We start from the raw sequence: 21508 nt of genomic DNA on the forward strand, positions 1-21508 counted from the left end.
GAAGATGAGGGTCATTGTAATGGCAGGGACCGCCGATGCAAGGAGGATAATAGGGAAACTCAGTGAAAGGGGAGTTGAAGTTACAGCAACGGCAACAACTGACTACGGCGCCGAACTTGCAGGGATATCCGGTGCATCAGAAACTGTATCCCGTCCCCTCACTGAAAAAGAGCTCTGTGAACTCATAGAGGAGAAGGGGGCGGGTGTTCTTGTTGATGCAACCCACCCCTTTGCTGTGAGGGCCACCTGGAACGCCCTGAAGGCCTGCCATGAAACAGGGGCTGTGTACGTGAGGTTTGAGAGGCCCCCTGTGGACGCCGGGGAAGTGATAAGGGTCGGGACATTCAGGGAGGCTGCTGAGCTTGCATCATCACTACTTGATGATGGTGAGGTTGTGATGCACCTTGCAGGTGTTTCAACCCTTCCTGAAGTAACCGGGGTCCTTGGACCTGAAAGGGTCGCTGTACGTGTACTCCCCTACACCCCATCCATTGAGGCCTGCAGGAAACTTGGCGTCCCCGGCAGGAACATCATAGCAATGCAGGGGACCTTCTCGGTGGAGCTGAACAGGGCCCTCCTCAGGGATTACGGTGCCGGTGCCGTCATAACAAAGGACAGTGGAGAAACAGGGGGTCTTAAGGAGAAGGTGCGGGCTGCGAATGAGCTGGGGATACCCGTGATACTCGTTGAAAGGCCCAGTGTCGATCTTGAGGGTGAAGCCGTGTTCAGTGACCCTGAAGACCTGGTGGAGTATGTTGAGGGTGTTCTCTCATCCCTGAAGGGCGATGGGCCCTGAGATCCAGTCCATCAGCAGGAGATGGGTCCGTGGGGCGCAAACCCCATGAATAAAATGATACTGGGACTGGAACTGCTATCGGTTCCTGGCACAGCAAACACGTCCTGAAATCATGACCCTGCTATTCAAAGAGGAATACCTGGACATCCTCCCCCTCATGTAGTATCTCAACGTTTTTTGGTATCTCAATGTACCCGTCTGCCTGTGCAAGGGATGCTATGGCGCCTGAGTCCCTGAAGATGGGGTGGGCGTATCCTCCATCAACCCTTACAAGGGCATACTGGACCCGCCCCTTGGATGAATGGAACCTCTCAGAGAGTTTGAATGTCTTAACTGATTCCTCTGAAGCTTTCATCCCTGAAAGCTTCCTCAGGAATGGGTCTATGAGTGATTTGAAAACAAGGAGGGCTGCCACAGGGAACCCCGGGAGTCCTATCACAATCTTCCCGGATACCACACCCACTATTGTAGGTTTACCTGGTTTCATGGATATGCCGTGGATGAGGACCTCCCCAAGTTCCTCAAGGACATCCGAGAGCACGTCACCCGTACCTGCAGATGTGCCTCCTGAGGTTATAACAAGGTCTGCCTCCTCAACGCCCCGGGAGATGGCTTCCCTGAGTTCATGATGATCATCCCTGACTATACCTCCATGTATCACGGAACACCCTGCCTCCTCCAGGGCCGCTGCAATTCCCGCTGAATTGGAGTCAAATATCCTTCCCGGTTCAAGTGTTTCTGATGGCCCTATAAGCTCGTTCCCTGTGGATATCACGTAAACAGATGGCTCAGAGATGACCCTGACACTGGAGATGCCTGCAGCAGAGAGGGCCGCCACCTTATCCGGGGAAAGGAGTGTTCCTGAATGGAGCAGGATCTCCCCCTCCTTTATGTCGGAGCCCCTTGCACCTATATGCTGTGAGGGGTATGCGGGGCGATAGATGAAGACATCATCGCCATCGGCTTCGGTGTACTCCACCATCACGATGGCATCAGCACCCTCAGGCACCGGTGCCCCTGTACTTATACGGGTGCAGAACCCCTCCGTAACCCTGAGGGATGGTATTGACCCTGCCTCAACCATCTCGATGCACTTAAGCCTTACCGGGTTCTCATCCCCTGCCCCAAATGTGTCTGCTGCCACAACAGCATACCCGTCCCTGGATGCCCTGTCAAAGGGTGGAAGGTCAATGGGGCTTTCCACGTCCACTGCAAGGACTCTTCCTGCTGCATCACCGATTTCAACCACTTCAGAGCCTCTGCTGTAGAGTTCATCCACCAGTTCGCCTATGATCATCCTTGCATCATCAACATCAATTATTTCAAGAAATTCTGTTCCCATGTAATCACCATGAATGAGTTGTACTGAATACCTAAGCAATTTATTTATATCTTGATGGGTATAAATTATAGTGTCTATTTCTTTGATTGGCAGACAAGGATTTTAATTCCCCTAATCAAAGTTAATCAACTAAAAAAATCAGGAGGAGAGTATTTGAGTAGAGGACATCAGACACAGGAAGTCAGGCGTGTTAGAACACCCAGGAAGGGTGAGATACCCGGAGTTGTTGAACAGATAATGGGGCACGGTAAACTCAAGGTAAGGTGTGCGGATGGCCATATCAGGCTTGGCAGGATCCCTGGGAAAATGAAAAAACGTATATGGATCCGTGAAGGCGATGTTGTACTTGTAAAGCCCTGGAAATTCCAGAGCGATGAAAAGGCAGATGTTGTATGGAGATACACCCGTACAGAGTCAAACTGGCTTGAAAGGAAGGGCTACCTTAAACTTTAATGGTTTCTTTTAGAAGTTGATTTTGATGGATCCTGAAAAAGCTGGAAGCGCACCTGAATTAAGGGCCCTTAAGTCGAGGGCTGTGGACAGGGCTGACTCTGACCTTGGAAGGATGGAGGCCGAGAAGAGGCTTAAGAGCGTTGAAGACAGGCGTGTTGGAAGCGAGGTCTTCGATGAGCTCACCCTCAAGACACTCTACAAGCTTGCAAATGCAGGTTACCTGTCGGTCCTCAACGGTGCCGTGAGCACCGGAAAGGAGGCCAACGTCTTCAAGGGCATCACCGAGAGTGATGAATTCGTTGCGGTTAAGATCTACAGGGTCTCCACATCCGACTTCAGGAAGATGCAGTATTATATCCAGGGCGACCCCCGCTTCAGGGTGAGGACAACAAATAAACGCCAGCTTGTCCAGGCATGGGTCAACAAGGAATTCCGGAACCTTAAAAGGGCCCATGAGGCCGGTGTCCGTGTCCCTGAACCCACTGTTGCAAGGGACAATATCCTGATAATGGAGTTCATAGGGGATGACGGTGCTCCTGCACCCACAATGAGGGAGGCCCCGCCTGAAGATCCTGAGGGAGTCCTTGAGCGTATAGTCGAGTACATGCACCTCCTCTATACACGTGCTAGGCTTGTGCACGGTGATCTATCATTCTTCAATATCCTCAACCACGGGGGTGAACCTGTAATAATAGATGTATCCCAGGCAATGGTGCTTGAACACCCCCTGGCCCCCGAGCTCCTTGAAAGGGATGTTGAAAATATTGTGAGGGACTTTGGAAGGATAGGGCTGTCTGTAAATGGCAGTGAGATAATGAAGCAGATAACCAGAAAGGATTAGTTACCCTAACAGTTAATCATTTATTTCATTGAGGTGAATCAAATGCCCAGCGAGGAATATCTTAAAATACCCCGCGAAAGGGTTGGAGTTTTAATAGGTAAAAATGGCGAGGTTAAAGCCAGGATAGAACGTTTAACCCAGACAGAACTTGAAATTGACAGCGAAACCGGTGCGGTTACCCTCATACCCCAGGATGAACTCGAAGATCCCCTATCACCCTGGAAGGCCAGGAACATCGTTAAGGCAATAGGCCGTGGTTTCAACCCGGAAATAGCCCTCAAGCTCCTTGATGATGACGTTGCACTTGACATCATAAAAATCACCGACTATGTGGGTAAGTCAAAGAAGGCCATAGCAAGGCAGAAGGGGCGTGTTATAGGCCGTGGTGGTATAACACGGAAGATAATTCATGATATGACAGGCGTGGACATGTCGGTCTATGGAAAAACCGTTGCACTGATAGGGGAGTTTGAAAAGCTTTCAGTTGCAAGGGAAGCCGTTGAAATGATACTCAATGGGGCCAGGCACAAATCTGTCTACGCATTCCTTGAAAAGAAGAAACAGGAAATGAAGATGAAGGAGTTTCAGGAAGGCGTTAAGTTCATGTGAAACTTCTATTTTCATGGAGGTTATCTTCAATAATTTTAATCGACACCTCCAGAATGCCACAACCTAAACAGCCCCATATATAGGTATAAGTTTATATGTTACATGCTACAGAGATATACATATGAAGAGTGCATACTGCAAGTATTAACAGTTTTAAAAATAATAAGGAGGCAGCTTTTTGGCTAGGCAGGCTTTAGATCTCTTTGATGAAGGTTTTCAGGAACTCACACCATCAGAATTCTTCAGGAAAAACAAGCAGATGCTTGGATTCTCCGGTAAAATAAGGTCACTGACGATAGTGTTCCATGAACTGATAACAAACAGTTTTGATGCTGCCGAAGAGGCAGGTATACTCCCTGAAATAAAAATAGACCTCAAAAGGGTGGGTAAAGATCACTACATCCTCAGACACCAGGACAACGGACCCGGAATACCCGAGAAGTACATACCAAAGGTGTTCTGTACCATGTTCGCCGGGTCAAAGTTCCGTAACATCCAGTCAAGGGGACAGCAGGGGCTCGGGTGCAGTGGATGCGTCCTCCTGTCCCAGATGACCACAGGTAAACCGGTAAAGGTCATATCAGGTACCAGGGAAAACGGGGAGCTACGCGGGGTCAAGATGTCCCTCAAGATGGATGTGAAGAAGAACCAGGGACTCATCCTTGAAAGGGAGGATGTGGAGGTTGAAGGTACGGGTGTGTGCATAGAACTCCACTTCAAGGACGTTTCATATTCACTATCAGAGCAGGGCGCATATGAATACATAAGAAGGACAATGATAGCCAACCCCCATGCAAAGATAGTGTTCAATGACCCAGCAGGAAACCGCTACGTCTTCAACCGGGCATCAGACATCGTCCCACCCCTCCCCAAGGAGGTCCTGCCGCACCCATGGGGTGTGACCGCAGACGACCTCATATTCATGGCAAAGCACACCGAGAAGAGAAGATTCAGGAGCATGCTAACAAGCAACCTCTCAAGGATGTCTGCCAAGAAGGTGAAGGAACTTGAGGAGCTGACAGGGATAGACCTCAACAAGAGGCCCAAGGACATGAAGTGGGAGGAGGCCGAGAGGATAGTTGAGGCCTTCAAGAAGATGAACTTCATGGCCCCTCCGACCTCAGGCCTCATACCCATAGGTGAGGACCAGATTGAGAAGGGTATGCGTGAGATACTGGACCCTGAATTCACGGCCACAGTAACAAGGAAACCCAAGACCTACAGGGGTGGTATTGCATTCATAGTCGAGGCGGGTATAGCCTACGGCGGTAACTCAGGAAGGCTTGTGGGTGACCAGAGGAAGGCCGAGATAATGAGGTTCGCCAACAGGGTGCCCCTCACCTTTGATGCGGGTAGCTGTGCAATAACAGAGGGTATCAAGAGCCTTGACTGGAAACGGTACGGTATAAGGGACCTTGAGAGCACACCCCTCACCATCTTTGTGAACGTTGTCTCCACCAACGTCCCCTACCTCTCAACAGGTAAACAGAGCATAGCACCCGAGCCTGAGATACTCCATGAGATCAGGCAGGCCACCATGATCGTTGCAAGGAAACTGCAGAAGTACCTCAGGAAGAAGAAGGCAGCCAAGGAGGAGGCCCAGAGGGCCAGGGTCTTCGAGACCTACGTCCCCGTTATAATAAAGCAGGCAGCGCTCCTTGCAGAACGTGAAGCACCCGATTACAGGGAACTCCTTGATAAGGTTACAAGAAGAGCAAAACTGGAAATACTGGGGGAATCACTGAATGAATAGACGTGAAATTGCCATTAACAAACTCAAAAGCCTCGGTGACATGATACTTGAGGATGTCCAGGCTGGAAAGATTCCAAAGATAAAGGTCCCCTCAAGGGGCACATCAAACATCATCTATGATGAGAACAGGAGACACTACGTCCTTGGAGACCGTTACGGTACAAGGTCACTTGGTAACGTTAAGCAGATAAAGAAGATAGGTCAGATGCTCTACACTGCAAACTTCTGCAAGGACCTTGTAGCCAGGCAGAAGACCGCAACCCTCAGGGAGCTCTACTACATCTCAGAGGGATGGGAAGTGGACTTCGCAGACCAGCAGGAGTCAAACATAGTCGGTGAGGACCTGGAGGTCACCCTGGGGATGACAAGGGAGGACCTGGGCCTCATGCCGGAAGAGGACGGGGCATCAGTTTACGGGGAGCTAACGGTCCGTGAAGGCGATATCGAGATAAACGCCCTCAGGTCAGGTAAGTCAGGTTACAATATATCCCCGACAATTGATGAGGTTGAATTCGTTGACCATGACGTGGAACGTGTGATTGCAGTGGAGACAATGGGTATGTTCCACCGTCTGGTCCAGGAGAAGGCCTACAAGAAGTTCGATGCCCTCATAGTCGGACTCAAGGGTCAGGCTGCAAGGGCAACAAGGAGGTTCATCAAGAGGGTCAACGAGGAACTCAACCTCCCGGTATACATCTGTAACGACGGAGACCCCTGGGGATTCCATATTGCAATGGTTATCATCTCAGGGAGTGCGAAGCTTGCCCACGTCAACCATCAGCTTGCAACACCCGATGCAAGGTTCCTCGGTGTTACAGCAAGTGACATAATAAACTATGACCTTCCAACCGATCCCCTCAAGGACATCGATGTCCTGCGGCTGAAGGAACTCCTCAAGGATCCGAGGTACAGGGATGATTTCTGGAAGGTTGAGATCAAGAAGATGCTCAAGATAGGTAAGAAGGCGGAACAGCAGTCCTTCTCAAAGTACGGTCTTGAGTACGTTGTGGACACATATCTCCCCGAGAAACTTGAAGCCGTGGAGAACCAGTAACCATCCACAACCCCACCCTTTATTTTTTTTCTAAAAGGGTGCACGGTTACATCCCGAACAGCATGTAACCCATCAGAACCCTGGCGCTATTTTTTGAAGTATAATTTAGGGGAAGAATCAGCATGGTATAAGGGCAGCCGACACCCGAGATAACAACATTCAAACAGCATGTATGGTATCCATAAGGCAGCTGCCGCTGAGATAAAATTATATAAAAGAACCCGTCCAAATATTTATTAAACTGAACCTTTAAACTGAAAGAGGCTCTCCTGGGATCAGAGAGGTTTCAGGAGGCAGGAGGTTTTTTTAAATGATATCTGTAGCCATTAACGGGTATGGGACAATAGGAAAGAGAGTTGCTGATGCCGTAGCTGCCCAGGACGATATGAAGGTTGTGGGTGTCAGCAAGACAAAACCTGATTTTGAGGCACGGGTTGCAGTTGAGAAGGGTTACGACCTCTACATAAGCATCCCTGAACGTGAAAAGCTCTTTGATGAGGCAGGGATCCCTGTAAGCGGTACCGTTGAGGATATGCTTGAGGAAGCCGACATCGTCGTGGATGCAACACCCGAGGGTATAGGTGCAAAGAACCTTGAGATGTACCGTAAGAAGGGTATAAAGGCCATATTCCAGGGCGGTGAAAAACATGATGCCATAGGACTCTCCTTCAACTCCTTTGCGAACTATGAGGATTCCCTTGGCGCCGAATACACCCGTGTGGTCTCATGCAACACAACAGGACTCTGCAGGACACTCAAACCCATAGACGACCTCTGCGGCATAAAGAAGGTCCGCGCAGTCATGGTGCGAAGGGGGGCTGACCCTGTGCAGGTGGGTAAGGGACCCATAAATGCCATAGTACCCAACCCTCCAACAGTGCCATCACACCACGGACCAGACCTTAAAACCGTCATGAAGGGCGTGAACATCCACACAGTGGCCCTCCTGGTTCCAACCACACTCATGCACCAGCACAACATAATGGTGGAACTGGAAGACCCTGTGGATGCCGATGAGATAAAGGCCCGGCTCGATGAAACAACAAGGGTGATGCTCGTACGGACATCCGAGGGTCTTGCATCAACTGCTGAGATAATGGAGTACGCCAAGGAACTCGGAAGGTCCAGGAACGACCTCTTCGAGATACCTGTATGGGAGGAATCCATAAACGTTGTGGACGGCGAACTCTTCTACATGCAGGCGGTCCACCAGGAATCAGATGCCGTCCCTGAGAGCGTGGATGCCATAAGGGCCCTCCTTGAAGTTGAAGATGACAACATGAAGTCCATCAGAAAGACCAACAGGGCCATGGGCATACTCTAACCACCCTAATTTTTTTGGTGTCTGTTTTGATAAGAGTAGGGCCTGCAGGAAACCCTGTAGGTTACCGGGGCAGTGCAGTGGATGTTTTCAGAAGGCTAAGGTCAATGGGACTGGACGCCTATGAATACCAGGCCACCTACGGGCTCAGATTAAAGAAAAAGAATGCGCTCCTTATCCATGAGAACTCCAGAAGGAATGATGTCCTTGTTTCCATGCACGGACCATACTACATCAACCTGTCCTCCCACCAGGAGGAAACCGTTAAAAAATCCATTGAAAGGCTCTTTGACTGCGTGGTTGCAGCTGACTGGATGGGTGCCTACAGGGTTGTGTTCCATGCAGGGTTCTACGGTAAACATGGCAGAAGGAAGGCCCTTGAAATGTGCAGGGAATCCCTAAGGACTCTCATCGATGAACTCCATGATGCCGGTCTAAGGGACTTCACCCTTGCACCTGAAACCACCGGTAAGAAATCACAGGTGGGGAGTCTCGGTGAGATAATAGGGTTCTCTGAAGAATTCGATAACATAAAACCCACAGTTGACTTCGCCCATATACATGCAAGGGGTGGTGGCTGTATAGAGGGTGCCTCAGATTACCTCAGGATACTTGATACGATAGAGGACCGCCTCGGCATGGATCACCTCCACTGTCACTTCACGGCAATAGAGTACACCGACGCCGGGGAGAGGAGGCACCATACACTCAGAGAGGACTTCGGTCCGCCGGTAGAGCCCCTCATCAGGGTCCTGGTGGAGTGCGGATGGGATGCCACCATAATCTCAGAGACACCCCAGAAGGACAGGGACGCTGTTAGAATAAAGGAGATCCTGGGCGGATACCTCTGATAAAAGATAAAACCATGCCACCAGATAGAAACCCTCACAAAAAACCTCCAATAAGAAATAACACCCCCAACATCCAACCTTAATGTTTAATTTTAAGAGCCGTGCCCCGACCTGTGACTGCAGCAATTGCGGCATGAATCTCTCCATTACCTAAAACTTTATACACCACCAGCAACAATTTCTATATGATGAGTCTATTTCTTGAGGATATCACAGTATCAGAAGCTTCTTCTGAAGAACAGGTGATGTGGTGAAATTCAATAACATAATCCATGAATCCCAGCTATCTGATAAAAAGTTCCCTGTTATGGCCCCTGAACCTGAAAGGGAGGCCAAGCTGATTGTGCTTCAACCGGTTGGATACCCCTTTGTATGCAACCTTATGGAGGCCCCGAGGATAGACGTGGTTAACAAGGAACTCTTTGAACTCTATGCCAGGGACCAGTGGGAGGGATTCACTGCAAGGGAGGGCTCCTACCTCTTTGACCAGAAATTACTCCCTGATTATGCATTCAAGATTATAAGGGCCCACCCTGACGGTTCAAAGATCACAGGGAACACCTCAATAATACTCCTTGAGAATGAGAAGGAGGAGTTCCATGAGGTCAGAAGCAACATAAGAATGGATGATGTCATCGGACAGGAGGACGCCAAGGTAAAGTGCCGGATAATCATGAAGTACCTTGAGGACCCTGATCGCTTCAGGGACTGGGCCCCCAGAAACGTCCTCTTCCACGGGCATCCAGGTACAGGTAAAACCATGCTTGCAAAGTCCCTTGCAAACGAGTTAAAGGTCCCCCTCTACCTCATAAAGGCAACGAGTCTTATCGGTGAACATGTGGGTGATGGTGCCAGGCAGATACATGAACTCTATGAACTGGCATCAAAAACAGCCCCCTCAGTGATATTCATTGATGAGATGGATGCTGTGGGCCTTGACAGGAAGTACCAGTCCCTCCGGGGGGATGTTTCAGAGGTTGTAAACGCCCTTCTAACCGAGATGGATGGTATAAATGATAACTGGGGTGTTGTAACCATCGGGGCCACCAACAACCCCGAACTCCTTGATAATGCTATAAGAAGTCGCTTTGAAGAGGAGATAGAGTTTAAACTCCCGGGGGATGATGAAAGAAGGCTTATGATTGAGAAATGCATTGAAACCATGCCCCTGAGGGTTGAGTGCCCGGTTGAACGTCTGGTGAAACTGACCCGCGGCATGTCAGGAAGGGACATCAGGGAGCGGGTGCTTAAAACAGCCCTCCACAGGGCCATTGCAGAGGACAGTGAAACCGTGCGACCTGAACATATTAAATACTCACTCAAAGAGCGTAAAAAATCAGATGAACCCAGGCACATGTTCGCCTGAAGATCATGATGCCGATCAAAGAACACCTATATCAGCAGTCACACCAGGAGGCTAAACAGAATCACAGCCGAATATATCGGCACAGGCCCTCAGAAACTCAACATCATCCCTTTCAGCAGCCTCCCTGATGCTGATGGCGACATCATGGAAGATCTTATCAACTATTGACCTTGTGAGGTCATCCATAACCCTGTCAGCATCAGAATTTTCCATCATTTTCACGGCCTTCTCAAGCTCCCTCCTGCGGAGCTCCTCCATCCGGCTTCTTATCTCAGCAAGCAGGGGGTCTGCAACCATGCGTTTAAGGGACCTCAGGAGGAGTTCAAGTTCGTCCTCAACTATTCTCTCGGCCTCCCGGGCCTCGGCTTCCCTTCTTCTTCTGTTCTCCTCTGCCACACCCCTGAGGTCATCTATACTGAAAACCCTTATCCCGAGTTCCCTTACAGAGTCCTCTATATCCCTTGGGTTTGCAATGTCAACCATGACAACCCTGGATCTGCGCTCAGGGGGTACAGCCTCCCTTACACGTTCAAGGGTGAGGATGTGGTGTGGTGAGCCGGTGGCGCTTATAACAACATCAGCATCCCTGAGGGACTCGTTAAGGCGGTCGAAGTGTATTGCCTCGCCTCCAAGTTCACATGCAAGGTTATATGCCCGGTCATAGGTCCTGTTTGCAACCATTATGGCTTTCAGGTGCTTCTCTGCAAGTGCCCTTGCAACAAGGGTCCCCATTTTCCCGGCCCCGATAACAAGGACCTTCTTACACCTAAGGTCTCCATGTATGGATTCTGCAAGTTCAACTGCTGCGGATCCTATGGACACAGAGCCCCTGTTTATCTCCGTCTTCCGCCTTACTGCCTGTCCAACATGAATGGCTTTGGTGAAGATCATGTCAAGGAGGGGGCCGCAGGTACCATCCCTGAGGGCCCTGATCCTGGCGGTCTTTATCTGGCCGAGTATCTGGTCCTCACCTATTATCATGGATTCAAGGCCTGAAGACAATCTCAGGAGGTGTCTCAGGGCATCCTCATCGGTTTCAACGGTGAAGCCCCTGAAATCAAATCCCTCAGGGATGTTATCGGCAGAGAGATAGTACTCCACACGGTTACAGGTCACCAGGGGGATCTTCTCCTTAACGACCCCTGCAGCCTCCAGTTCAGCCACAAGTTCCTGGATATCCCCCGATGCATGTTCCATTTCCTCCACATCCGAGGTCTTATGATCCACCCTTATGTTGAGAATCATCTTAAAACCCCCCTCCTGAATTCATCTATCATGGTGTAAGCCCTTTCAAGGGCTGCTTCGGTGTCCTGCTTCTTCAGATACTCCTTTAACTCAGGGTCCTCTGATATCCTGTAGAGTATCCTCCTCCTGACCCTGTGATCATCGAATTCTTCCCGGATCTTCCTCCTGACCCTATCCTGGACCTCTATCATCAGTAGATCCTCAGTTTGGATGGCATCCTGAATCCTCTCCCTGAGGTATCTTGCCATGAGGGGACTCCTTGTCCCCGTGAATATTGAAATGGAAACATCCCCCACCATGAAGGTTGACGGGACTATCACATCCCCCTCCAGTGGACTGTCTGCACGGTTCAGGAGCCTCTTACCTGCAAAGGATGCCACCCTATCATTCAGTTCCCTGTCAGGACTTGCAACCACCACCAGGTCCGCCCATTCAACCCAGTACTCAAGGTTATCCATTTCAACAAACCTTGCTCCTTCAAGTTCTGCCGGCGGGCCCGCCACAACCACCTCTGCACCTGCCTCAAGGAACCTCCTGGCCCTCCTGATTCCAACCTCCCCTGAACCAAGGACGAAGACCCTCTTCCCGTCCATGTCCATGTATAGGGGAGTCCATGCCATTTTTACCATCCATCAGAGGGATTTCATCCGCAGTATCTTCATGGCTGTTCTGAGGTCGTTGTCAGCCTCCCTGATGGCATCCATTGCCTCATCCATGGATACATCAAAGGCCTCTGCAAGGGCCTTCACGCTTTCAGTGTCGGGTCCTGCTGTTCCAACAAGTGCCTCTGAAAGCTTCTTCTTTAGTTCCATGTACTCCTCAACCGTCATGTTGATCCTCTTCATTGCCATGTCCCTGAGGGGGCATGGTTTTGACGGCTTGCAGCACCATACAAGGGACCCGAAACATGTGCCCTGACCTTCACCCAGCCTTGTCTTCCTGGCGAACTCCTCCTTTATTTCAATGTAATCCTGCGGTGTTAAATCAGCCTCCTCAAGGGCTATGGTTATTGGACATGGTTTTACTGGTGGGCAGCAGAATGTGAGCGCCCTTTTATCGCCACCCCTGCATACATGGGATGGTGCATCGCTCCATACCAAACAAAATCCTCCTTTATTAATTATACCAAATATGTTAATAACAGTTCATGAGAATCCTTTTAATCCATATAAGGATTGGCAATAAATAAATTGTGGTTCTGAATTTAAAAAAGAATAGGGTTTATTCCTTAAGCATCTTCATCTTCTCGTCGGGTGTGAGTTCACCGACAATTTCCTCAGGGTCGCCTGTCTTGAGGATCCTGCCACCCCTCATGAGGGATGCCCTGTCGCAGACGTCCAGGACAAAGTCCATGTCATGGGATATTATAAGGAAGGTCTGGTTAAGCTCCTCCCTGGCCCTAAGAATTGAGTCCGTGACCTGGACCCTTGTTATGGGGTCCATGGTACCTGTTGGTTCATCAAGGATTATGATCCGTGGCTCCTTTATAAGTACCTGGGCCAGTGCAACCCTGTGCCTCTCTCCGCCTGAAAGTTCATCAGGGTACTTGCCGAGGATGTTCTCAGCATACTCCTCATCAAATCCAACGGCCCTGAGTACATAGAGTGCCTTCATCCTGGCGAACTCTGCAGGGAGTTCAAGGCTTATGGCCTCTGTGAGGTTGCCCAGGACGTCCCTGTGGGGGTAAAGGCTGTACTCCTGGTGGAGTATTCCAAGGTAGGGTGTTACCCTGCCACGGCCAAGGGGTCCCTTCTCTGTCATGTCGATCCATTCATCACCGAGCCTGACGCAGACCTTTCCACTGCTTGGCTCAGTTATACCTATTATTATCCTGGAGAGGGTTGTTTTGCCTGCGCCGCTCAGGCCCACCACTCCGAAGATTTCACCCTCATATACGGTGAGGTCCACACCATCAACGGCCTTCACAACACCCCTGTCAATGGAGTAGTAGTGCTTCTTAACATCAACCATCCTTATTATGGGGTTTTTCTGTTCAAATTCCTTTGATTTTTCAGGAGCCGGGACCTGCTCCATGAATCTGGCAACTACGGTTTCAGGATCCCCCTCCTCCACTATTTCGCCCTTATCAATCCATATGGCATAATCAGAAAGGTCGCTCATGACCTCGGGCCAGTGGGAGGTTATTATCATGGTTATCCCCTTATCCTTAACACCCTCAATGAGGGCGTCGTGTATGAGCTCCGCTGTCCTGGGGTCAAGGGTACCTGTTGGTTCATCTGCAAGGAAAAGCATCGGTTCCTTGGCAAGCTGCCTTGCAAGGACAACCCTCTGTTTTTCACCACCACTGAGGTCCCTGGCAATGTGGGTTATCCTGTGGCTCATCTGGGTCATCTCAAGTAGATCCAGTGCACGGTAGAGGGCCTCCTCGTATTCGAGTTCAGGCATTGACTTTATGACGTTATCGATTACCGTGTCATCCTCATAGAGGGCGAAGGTCCTCTGGAGCATTATGGCTATTCTTCTCCTCACAGCCGCAAATGTCTTTTTATCGCAGTTCCAGAAGTCCACTTCCTGGAGGGCGAAGTTTGCTCCGCACTGGCAGGGCCTTCCATCAAAGGATGGTGGCTCCACCCTGAGGCATTCAGGGCACACCGCCACCCTGTAGATTACGCGTCCGCTGTCGGGCCGGTAGTCCTTCATACCACGGAGCATGTTTATGAGCACAGACTTTCCCGCACCGCTCCTGCCGAGTATACCGAGGACCTTGCCCTCCTCGATCTCAACGCTGATATCCCTGAGAACCTCAACATCCTTAAACTTCTTTGTGACGTTTTCCAGCTTTATAAAAAACATTTGCTCACCCTCTGCTACCAGAATCAATATGATCCATTAAACATGAACTGTATATTCCTTTGATGGAAATCCCTATTAAAATTTTCCTAAATTTTTAGTCGAAATTAAATTTTCAGAGTTTGCTGAGGCTGAAGGATAGTCTCCCTGAGAGGGCTGCCCTTGCAACCGATACGCCGTCTGCCCCGGCATCAAGCATTGCCCTTGCAGATCTCAGGTCCCTTATTGAGTTGTTGCCTATAATCCTTGCCCTCCTGACCGCCCCTGAAACCCGCGATACCAGTTCAAGGTCGGCTCTATCAACACCGGGTTTCATGGCATCAAGGTGTATGTAGCTGCAGCCCTCCTGGTCAAGGATCTCAGATATCAGGACCGTATCTGCCTCTGGAACGTTTCCCCTTATCTTCACCGACACCTCTGAGGCCGCCTTCCTTACAACCTCACGGGTGAAGTCGCCCAGGAACTCGGGTTCAAGGAGCATTGCCTGACCCGCCCCGGTGCGGGTTATCTCGGGCTGCCTGCAGTGGGCATTGATCTCAACAACATCAACCGGATCCAGTCTGGATATCTCTATGATCCCCTCAGGTTCTGTGGCCCTGAGGTTCACGGAAACCCTGACATCAAACCTGTCCTTTATCTTTGATGCTTCTTCAGCAACCACCGCGGGTAGTTCATTGAAGTCAAAATCAAATTCTGGTCTGCCCCTCCCAATTATGAGTCTACCTGCCCTGCAGGTCTCCATGTCTGCATTGTATCCTCCGAGGGTGACCATGTCAAAGCCATAGGGGATGAGTTTAAGGCAGAACTCTGCATCAGAGATTCCTGCCATGGGTGCCAGTACCCTCAGACAGTTCTCACGGGTCATTCCTTAATCACATGGACAAGGTCGTAGGTGAATCCACCCCTGATCTCCTCAAGGGCCAGATCAGCAAGGTTTGCTGCCTTCTCGGCGGTTGGGGCCTTACCGATCCCTGCTTTAAGCGCAACGTTTATCTCATCATCTATCTCATTGATTATCCTCAGTAGTCCCTGGGGCTCCAGACCATTACAGGGTGACATGAAGTTATCTCCACCTATAAAGAAGAGAAGAGCCCCCTCCTTGATGAGCTTCTTCATTAAGAAGTGCTGAACCCTGTTCACAATGAAGGAAGTGTCATAGGCAGGGACGATGTCAGTCATTGTCTCGGTTATACCGTTTATATCAAGGTGGGCGATCTGAACGTATCCCTCATCCACAAGACCGTCTATGGCGAGCACCTCTTTTCTCTCCTCTGACTGAGCCCCCCCATGACTCTGCAGGGCCCTTGAAGCGTTCTTCTGGGCATCGTAGGGTGTCTCAGCCGCACCCACACCCATACTTACGGTTATGGGGTAACGGTTGGCTATTGAATTCTGTATCCTCCTGTGGTCCTCAATATCCATACCATTTGTGACTGCCAGCATGTTGTCAAACCTTGTGAAGAAAACAAGCCCCTGATGGGCTGCAAACTGCCGCTGGAGGTCAGCGTAAAGCTCTGCCTGGAGTATCTGGAGATCCGCCTCATTTCGTGGAGCTGGTGTGACCGTCCATGGCCCGTAGTTGTCTATCTGAATTAAGGTCATCTGTATCATAATATTTCACCCAAAAGTATTCTGGCCAGCATTATTTTATCCCCTATGTTTTTCATGATGGTCTTTGTTATTTCCACATCTTTTATTAGTTTTTCTATTTCTCCCTTAAGGTGAGCGTCAACTTCATCTATTATGAGCCTGTCAAGGAAGTCCCTGTAGATTTCTGCAACACCCAGGCTTGACGCACTGTAACCCCATGCCCTCATGAACTTACCTGCAGGACCGCTGAAGGGCTTATCCCCTGCAAAGGGGGATACTGCATAAACAGGGGAATTTTTAAGGGCCTTCCTCACGCCTGAGGTACCTATTATCGGTCCGATGGATGTGACGGGATTTGATGGTCCTATTATGACCAGGTCGGCAGATTCCACTGCATCAATAACACCCGGTGCCGGTTCAACCTCACTGAACCTCACATCAAGGACCCGGGGCTCCGAACCTCTTTCAATGAGGAAGGTGTGGAACCCCATTTCACCCTCATCCGTAACTATGGTTATATCCGAGTCCTGGTTGCTCATGGGGAGGACCCTTGACCTCACACCCAGGGCCCTGCACTGTACGTCAACTGCCCTGTGAAGTGGATGGTCCTCAAGGAGAAGTGTTTTCTGAATCTTGAATGCCCTGTCCCTGTCACCGATCCTCAGGAGTTCAGGGCATCCGAGTTCCGAGAGTGTCTCATGGGTTATGAATGTATCGTCCTTCACACCGTACCATGTATCCTCGTTTATGATGCCTGCAAGGGTGTAGATGACCGTGTCAACATCTGGTGCAACGTATACCCCTGAAAAATAACCGTTCTCAACCGTGTTTACAACAACAGTGATATCCTCAGGGTCAACGAGCCTTACAAGTCCCTGGAGGAGCTTGGGTGTTCCTGTTCCGCCCGACAGTACAGTTATCATGAATTCACACCCTGCAGATCACCGGAAAACATCCATTTCCCTGGGTCTCAGGAGGTCCCTGATCCCCCCGTCAGCCTTGAGGTGGTCCCATCTGTAGCCCCTGATAATAACTGCAGGCACACCCTCATCTGCCTGCCCCATCACCATTGATGCTGCCGCCGCCATTTCATCTGCCACTGCAATCTCCGTTGTCTGCAATCTCCGACCATAGAGGTCCCTCTCACCCTTACGGTCCCAGAGGGGAGCCATGCCTGCAACCCCCACGGCAACCCCCACGGCTCCCACCCTGAAGGGCCTTCCCTGGGTGTCCGAGATTATCACAGCAATTTCCCTGCCTGACCTTTCAGTTAAACCCCTCAGTATCCGTTCTGCGCTAAGATCAGGGTCCGCTGGCAGTGGCGTTGCAAGTCCCTCACTAACATTTGATTCATCAATACCTGCATTTGCACATACAAAACCATGCCGGGTCTCTGATACTATGAAGTTATGGCCGACCCTTATCACGTCAGCGGACTCTGAGAGGATGGCCTCCACCAGATGCGGATCCTTCCCTGTCTTCTCAGCCATCTCAAGGGCCTTCTCTGATGGACTTATTTTATTCAGATCAATGGTGTTGCCCTCTGCCTTGGACACTATGGTTTCTGCTATTACTATGATGTCGCCGTCCATGAGTTCCTGGCCGCTGAAATCAAGGGCCCTGACTATGAGTTCAGGGATATCATCCCCGCGCTCTACAAGTGGCATGCCCTGAATACCGATTAATTTGATCTCCATTCAAGCACCTGATTTTTTAGGGAGTAAAGTTCAGACCCTGCTCAGTTTCCATCCGTCTCCACTGTTAAATGCTGCCGCGGCTGTCACCGGGTGGGTGAAGCCTGCGAATTCACCCCCTTCGAGTATGAACTTTGCTGCTTCGTCTGCATCAGCAGCCTCGAATTGTGTGGGTGCCGGTTCTATCTGTTCATAGGTGGAGATGTACATTGATTCATTATCAGGGATCCTTTTAACGGTGATGCCGTCGGCCGTTACTATACCGATGAATGCCTCCCTTGCATCGATGGCCGCTGCTATCCTTGGTGTGTTGAGTTCATCCTTCTCATAGTCCATTGCAAGGAGGGAGAATCCCATTGCATCCTTGAGGTTCATTCCAAGGGCTATCTTATCTGCAATGGTATCGGTGTGGGCTCCGTTTGAAACAACCGCCGTATCATCCACTATGCGGATGCAGTTGTATGCTATGTAGGGGTTCCTGAAGACATCACCCTCATGTCCCTCAACGGGTATCACGGACACCCTGTCCTCAAAGACCTTCGTGGTCCTGTTGGGGAAGGACCTGCTTGAAACCCTGTAGGCCACAAAGGCTCCTTCACTGTTCCTTCCAGCTGCAAGAATTCTTCCAAGATACATAAACCAACCTCCAGTTTTATTTGTCATTTGATGACCTTATGTGAACTATCCCTCCTGATGGAAGGGATTTCCCGCCGAAAGAGTTAAATCCCCCTGAGCAATCCGTTGATGATCATGATGGTGTTCTCACAGCCCTCTCAACAGGCAGGTCTGGAGGGGTCGTTATGATTATAGCTCCTTCCTTCGGCCTTATGATTATCTCGCCCTCATCAATAACCCTTGTATGGACCGCCACGGCACTGTTTTTTATGTGCCCTGACATGTCAACCCCGTTTACGGTAACCTTACTTAAACCTGCAACAGGTATGAGGTAATACTCTGATGGTCCTGTGTTCTCGGCTATCTCGGGTTTTCCTGAGGATCCCTGCCCTCCACCACCGAAGGTTGCGGTGACAACAAGGAAAATCAGTATTGTGAAGAGTATGTCGATGAATGGGACCATGTTAAAGCGGGGTTTCCCGTGGATTTTGCGCCTGTACCTGTCCGTGTCAAGGGGCATCTGATCACTGCCTCAGCTTGCTTTCAATTATCTCGGCGCTTCTACCGCACCTTTCAAGTATTATATTGTTTATGCTCTTCTCAAGCATGCTCGGCTTGAATGCCACTGATAGGTTGGCATCATCATCATCCAGTTTCCTTACACTAACCACCCCATCAGACTCCATCAGGGCCTCGACGACCTCATCAACGTCTCCATCGACCCTTATCCTCATGACGGCGTATCCCCAGTTTGTCATCTTCTTTATGAGTTCAATCTTATCGATCTCATCATCTATCCGTGATGTTATGTAGGAGTAGAGCGGCATGAGGATTATTGCAACTGCAAGTCCAAGTATTGTTGTTATGAGGGCCACGTAGATCCCCTCAGCCATTGCAGCGGGGTCAGCATTCACACCCAGGGCCCTGAAGGTGTACCAGATCCCTATCACGGTCCCGATGAGTCCCAGCATCGGGGCAACCTCTATGATGGTCCTGAGGGTTCCCAGGCCCTTTGTCATGTTGCTCATCTCAACGATGAAGACGCGTTCCATGGCATCCTCAACCTCTGACCGGTTCCTGTAACCTATCTTTAGGGCCTCGGAGATGATGCTGGAGACAGGGTTCTGGTACTGGCCGATCTCCCTGAGGGCCTCGAGGGCACCGCCCCTCTCCATTGAATCGTTGACTGTCCCTATTATCTGGGGTGTGCTTATCCGTGAAATCCTTCTGAGGTAGTTTATCTTCTCAACTGATGTTATGAAGCCGTAGATTCCCATGATGGCTATTATATATGTTATTGCACCGCCGCTCCTGAACATCTCAAGGATGGTGGCGAAGAAGTTGATGATCTGATCAGGGAACATGTTAAACATCACCTGGAAGGGTATTTGCGAAACAGGGATATTTAAAAATAGTGGTCTTCATCACATGTACCTGGAAAGTGTTAATCATGGCCTTCCTTCTTTTTCTTAACAGTTGCCCATGATTTCCTGACAAAGTCAGGCAGTTCATCGTAGCTGAATCCCTCAAGAAACCTCTTCGTCCTTGGATCGCTTGGGTAACCTGAACCTATATCCCCGAGTTTGCGGTTTTTCTTCCTTATCTTCTCTATCTCAAGGTCCCTTTCAACCTTGGCTATTATTGATGCTGCTGCAACAGGGTAATAGCGGGCGTCTGCACCATGCTCGGCCTTCACCTCCATATCCTTGAAGTGTGCCCTGATCTCATCCTCAAGCCTTGAGGGCTTCACATCAACCGAGTCTATTATGACACGGTCCGGCTGGGCCTCCATGATTATCCGCCTTATTGCTATCTTCTCTATTTCATTGAGGTTGAATCCACGGGCACGCATCGCATCGATATCTGAGGCGCTGATTTTCACCGTGAAGACCCTTGCGATTCTCTGTATCTTCCTTGCAAGGAACCGTCTCCTCTCAGGGGTGAGTTTCTTCGAGTCTTTTATACCCATCTTCCTGAGTATCGAGAATTTCCTCTCAGGAACCATCACCCCGGCAACCACAAGGGGTCCTATGACCGGGCCCCTGCCTGCTTCATCAATTCCAAGGACCTTCATGCAATCAAAAAAATAATTTTATTTCATGGCCTTCAGCCTTACCTCCGGCTCAAGGGCCCTTGGTTCAGCTGCGACAATTGCGGCTCCCTTTGCAACCACGGTCATGGGGTCGTCGGATATCTCAACAGGGATGCCCACCTCTTCAAATATCCTCTCCTTAATGCCTCTGAGCTGTGAGGTTCCACCCACAACCACGGTCTTATTGTAGACACCAGAGATCAGTTCAGGTGAGAGCCTTTCAAGCACGGCGGCTATGGAGTTGACTATACCTTTAACAAGTGGTTCGGCGGCCTCAGCAACCATTTCAGAATCTATTTCAACCTTCTTGGGTTTGTTTGTTTCCATGCACTTCCCTATAACTACCGTCTTGAGATTCTCAAGGTCTTCGCTGCATTTGACCATTCCAACCTCTATCTTGGCCTTCTCTGCTTCATGTATGCCTATTTCCACGTTGAATTTTTCCTTTACAAGTTCAACTATGTTGCTGTCTATATCGTCACCGCCAATCCTTATGGTCTCGATGTCGGTGATTCCTCCAAGGGATATTACAACAATGTCACTTGAACCCGCACCTATATCCACCACCATGGTACCTGAGGCCTCTGCTATTGGTAGACCCGCACCTATGGCGGCTGCCAGACCCTCACTTATGACAAGAACATAATTTGCCCCTGCCTTTCTCCCTATCTCTTCCACAGCGTTCCTCTCAACCTCTGATGCATCCCCAGGTATGCCTATCACAATCCTATCTATGGATTCAGAGTCCCCTGCACCGAGCTCCATTGCATATACAAGCAGGGCCTCCGCCTGGGCCACACTCTCAATGACACCCTTCCTGAGGGGTCTTACTGCTATGATGTCTTCAGGGGTCCTTCCGAGCATCATCTTTGCCTCTTCACCCACTGCAAGGACATATGAGGGGTCATCCTTCTTCACGGCCACGACTGAAGGAATCTTGTAAATATCAAATTTGTCCCCTGCTGGCTTGGCAACAACTGTGTTGAGGGTACCGAGGTCTATGCCAAGGGTGTTGGCAATGGCCGCCCTTTTTTCATCTTTTTTTTCCTCGTTCTTCTTTCCAAATGAAAACATT

Annotated in this window: 23 protein-coding genes; 9 read left to right on the forward strand and 14 right to left on the reverse strand. The window is 50.0% G+C overall.

Annotated elements, in window-relative coordinates; translation table 11 throughout:
- Positions 1–4: 4 nt before the first annotated feature.
- On the forward strand, positions 5–796 hold the full coding sequence (gene cobK / locus FZP57_RS06680) for a precorrin-6A reductase (protein WP_074359293.1): 792 nt from the start codon (positions 5–7) through the stop codon (positions 794–796).
- Between the two features lie 121 nt (positions 797–917).
- Here the strand turns inward: cobK and glp are convergent, their stop codons facing one another.
- Positions 918–2138, reverse strand: a complete 1221-nt coding sequence (gene glp, locus FZP57_RS06685; RefSeq protein ID WP_074359294.1) for a gephyrin-like molybdotransferase Glp — start codon at positions 2136–2138, stop codon at positions 918–920.
- Positions 2139–2291: 153 nt separating this feature from the next.
- On the opposite strand from glp, the gene eif1A reads away from it, so the two are divergent.
- The 8 genes from eif1A to FZP57_RS06725 all read left to right on the forward strand — a co-directional run bounded on the left by eif1A (position 2292) and on the right by FZP57_RS06725 (position 10386).
- The gene (gene eif1A, locus FZP57_RS06690; protein ID WP_191216112.1) at positions 2292–2591 is read left to right on the forward strand and encodes a translation initiation factor eIF-1A; all 300 of its coding nucleotides are present in this window, start codon (positions 2292–2294) and stop codon (positions 2589–2591) included.
- A gap of 25 nt (positions 2592–2616) precedes the next feature.
- Positions 2617–3432, forward strand: coding sequence for a serine protein kinase RIO (locus FZP57_RS06695; protein WP_191216113.1), 816 nt, complete (start codon positions 2617–2619; stop codon positions 3430–3432).
- A 42-nt stretch (positions 3433–3474) separates the two neighbouring features.
- Positions 3475–4041 carry a KH domain-containing protein gene (locus tag FZP57_RS06700; protein ID WP_074359297.1) on the forward strand — a complete coding sequence of 189 codons (567 nt, stop codon included), beginning with the start codon at positions 3475–3477 and terminating at the stop codon, positions 4039–4041.
- A 178-nt stretch (positions 4042–4219) separates the two neighbouring features.
- Positions 4220–5794 (forward strand): DNA topoisomerase VI subunit B, encoded by a 1575-nt coding sequence (gene top6B / locus FZP57_RS06705; protein ID WP_074359298.1) that lies wholly within the window; start codon positions 4220–4222, stop codon positions 5792–5794.
- Positions 5787–6848 (forward strand): DNA topoisomerase IV subunit A, encoded by a 1062-nt coding sequence (locus tag FZP57_RS06710; RefSeq protein WP_074359299.1) that lies wholly within the window; start codon positions 5787–5789, stop codon positions 6846–6848. The genes top6B and FZP57_RS06710 overlap by 8 nt, the downstream gene beginning before the upstream one ends.
- A gap of 310 nt (positions 6849–7158) precedes the next feature.
- Positions 7159–8172, forward strand: coding sequence for a phosphorylating glyceraldehyde-3-phosphate dehydrogenase (locus FZP57_RS06715; protein WP_074359300.1), 1014 nt, complete (start codon positions 7159–7161; stop codon positions 8170–8172).
- Between the two features lie 17 nt (positions 8173–8189).
- Positions 8190–9020: a deoxyribonuclease IV gene (locus FZP57_RS06720; RefSeq protein ID WP_340222330.1), complete on the forward strand. Its 831-nt coding sequence runs from the start codon at positions 8190–8192 to the stop codon at positions 9018–9020.
- Positions 9021–9270: 250 nt separating this feature from the next.
- Positions 9271–10386: an AAA family ATPase gene (locus FZP57_RS06725; protein ID WP_074359302.1), complete on the forward strand. Its 1116-nt coding sequence runs from the start codon at positions 9271–9273 to the stop codon at positions 10384–10386.
- Positions 10387–10437: 51 nt separating this feature from the next.
- Here the strand turns inward: FZP57_RS06725 and hemA are convergent, their stop codons facing one another.
- The 13 genes from hemA to FZP57_RS06790 all read right to left on the reverse strand — a co-directional run bounded on the left by hemA (position 10438) and on the right by FZP57_RS06790 (position 21507).
- Positions 10438–11631, reverse strand: coding sequence for a glutamyl-tRNA reductase (gene hemA, locus FZP57_RS06730; RefSeq protein WP_074359303.1), 1194 nt, complete (start codon positions 11629–11631; stop codon positions 10438–10440).
- The gene (locus tag FZP57_RS06735; protein ID WP_191216114.1) at positions 11628–12251 is read right to left on the reverse strand and encodes a bifunctional precorrin-2 dehydrogenase/sirohydrochlorin ferrochelatase; all 624 of its coding nucleotides are present in this window, start codon (positions 12249–12251) and stop codon (positions 11628–11630) included. Before FZP57_RS06735 ends, hemA begins: the two co-directional genes overlap by 4 nt.
- A 12-nt stretch (positions 12252–12263) precedes the next feature.
- Positions 12264–12731, reverse strand: a complete 468-nt coding sequence (locus FZP57_RS06740) for a methanogenesis marker 9 domain-containing protein (protein WP_074359305.1) — start codon at positions 12729–12731, stop codon at positions 12264–12266.
- A gap of 121 nt (positions 12732–12852) precedes the next feature.
- Positions 12853–14445: a methyl coenzyme M reductase system, component A2 gene (atwA, locus tag FZP57_RS06745; RefSeq protein ID WP_074359306.1), complete on the reverse strand. Its 1593-nt coding sequence runs from the start codon at positions 14443–14445 to the stop codon at positions 12853–12855.
- Positions 14446–14557: 112 nt separating this feature from the next.
- Complete coding sequence (locus FZP57_RS06750) at positions 14558–15307, reverse strand: MJ0144 family RNA dihydrouridine synthase-like protein (protein ID WP_238337878.1); 750 nt, start codon at positions 15305–15307, stop codon at positions 14558–14560.
- Entirely contained in the window at positions 15304–16053 is a 750-nt protein-coding gene (locus FZP57_RS06755; RefSeq protein WP_074359307.1) for a GTP cyclohydrolase III, read from the reverse strand. Before FZP57_RS06755 ends, FZP57_RS06750 begins: the two co-directional genes overlap by 4 nt.
- Positions 16050–16955 (reverse strand): 2-phospho-L-lactate transferase, encoded by a 906-nt coding sequence (gene cofD / locus FZP57_RS06760; protein ID WP_074359308.1) that lies wholly within the window; start codon positions 16953–16955, stop codon positions 16050–16052. The genes FZP57_RS06755 and cofD overlap by 4 nt, the downstream gene beginning before the upstream one ends.
- Before the next feature lie 18 nt (positions 16956–16973).
- Positions 16974–17729 carry a coenzyme F420-0:L-glutamate ligase gene (locus FZP57_RS06765; protein WP_074359309.1) on the reverse strand — a complete coding sequence of 252 codons (756 nt, stop codon included), beginning with the start codon at positions 17727–17729 and terminating at the stop codon, positions 16974–16976.
- Between the two features lie 30 nt (positions 17730–17759).
- Entirely contained in the window at positions 17760–18362 is a 603-nt protein-coding gene (gene purO, locus FZP57_RS06770) for an IMP cyclohydrolase (RefSeq protein ID WP_074359310.1), read from the reverse strand.
- Positions 18363–18474: 112 nt separating this feature from the next.
- Positions 18475–18861, reverse strand: a complete 387-nt coding sequence (locus FZP57_RS06775; RefSeq protein ID WP_074359311.1) for a biopolymer transporter ExbD — start codon at positions 18859–18861, stop codon at positions 18475–18477.
- A 4-nt stretch (positions 18862–18865) separates the two neighbouring features.
- On the reverse strand, positions 18866–19705 hold the full coding sequence (locus FZP57_RS06780; RefSeq protein ID WP_191216115.1) for a MotA/TolQ/ExbB proton channel family protein: 840 nt from the start codon (positions 19703–19705) through the stop codon (positions 18866–18868).
- An 80-nt stretch (positions 19706–19785) separates the two neighbouring features.
- On the reverse strand, positions 19786–20415 hold the full coding sequence (gene rnhB / locus FZP57_RS06785) for a ribonuclease HII (protein ID WP_074359313.1): 630 nt from the start codon (positions 20413–20415) through the stop codon (positions 19786–19788).
- A gap of 18 nt (positions 20416–20433) precedes the next feature.
- Entirely contained in the window at positions 20434–21507 is a 1074-nt protein-coding gene (locus FZP57_RS06790) for a rod shape-determining protein (RefSeq protein WP_191216116.1), read from the reverse strand.
- Position 21508 lies beyond the last annotated feature (1 nt).

Origin of the sequence: Methanothermobacter sp. THM-1 (assembly GCF_009914355.1) — an archaeon.
Taxonomy (GTDB): Archaea; Methanobacteriota; Methanobacteria; order Methanobacteriales; family Methanothermobacteraceae; genus Methanothermobacter; species Methanothermobacter wolfei.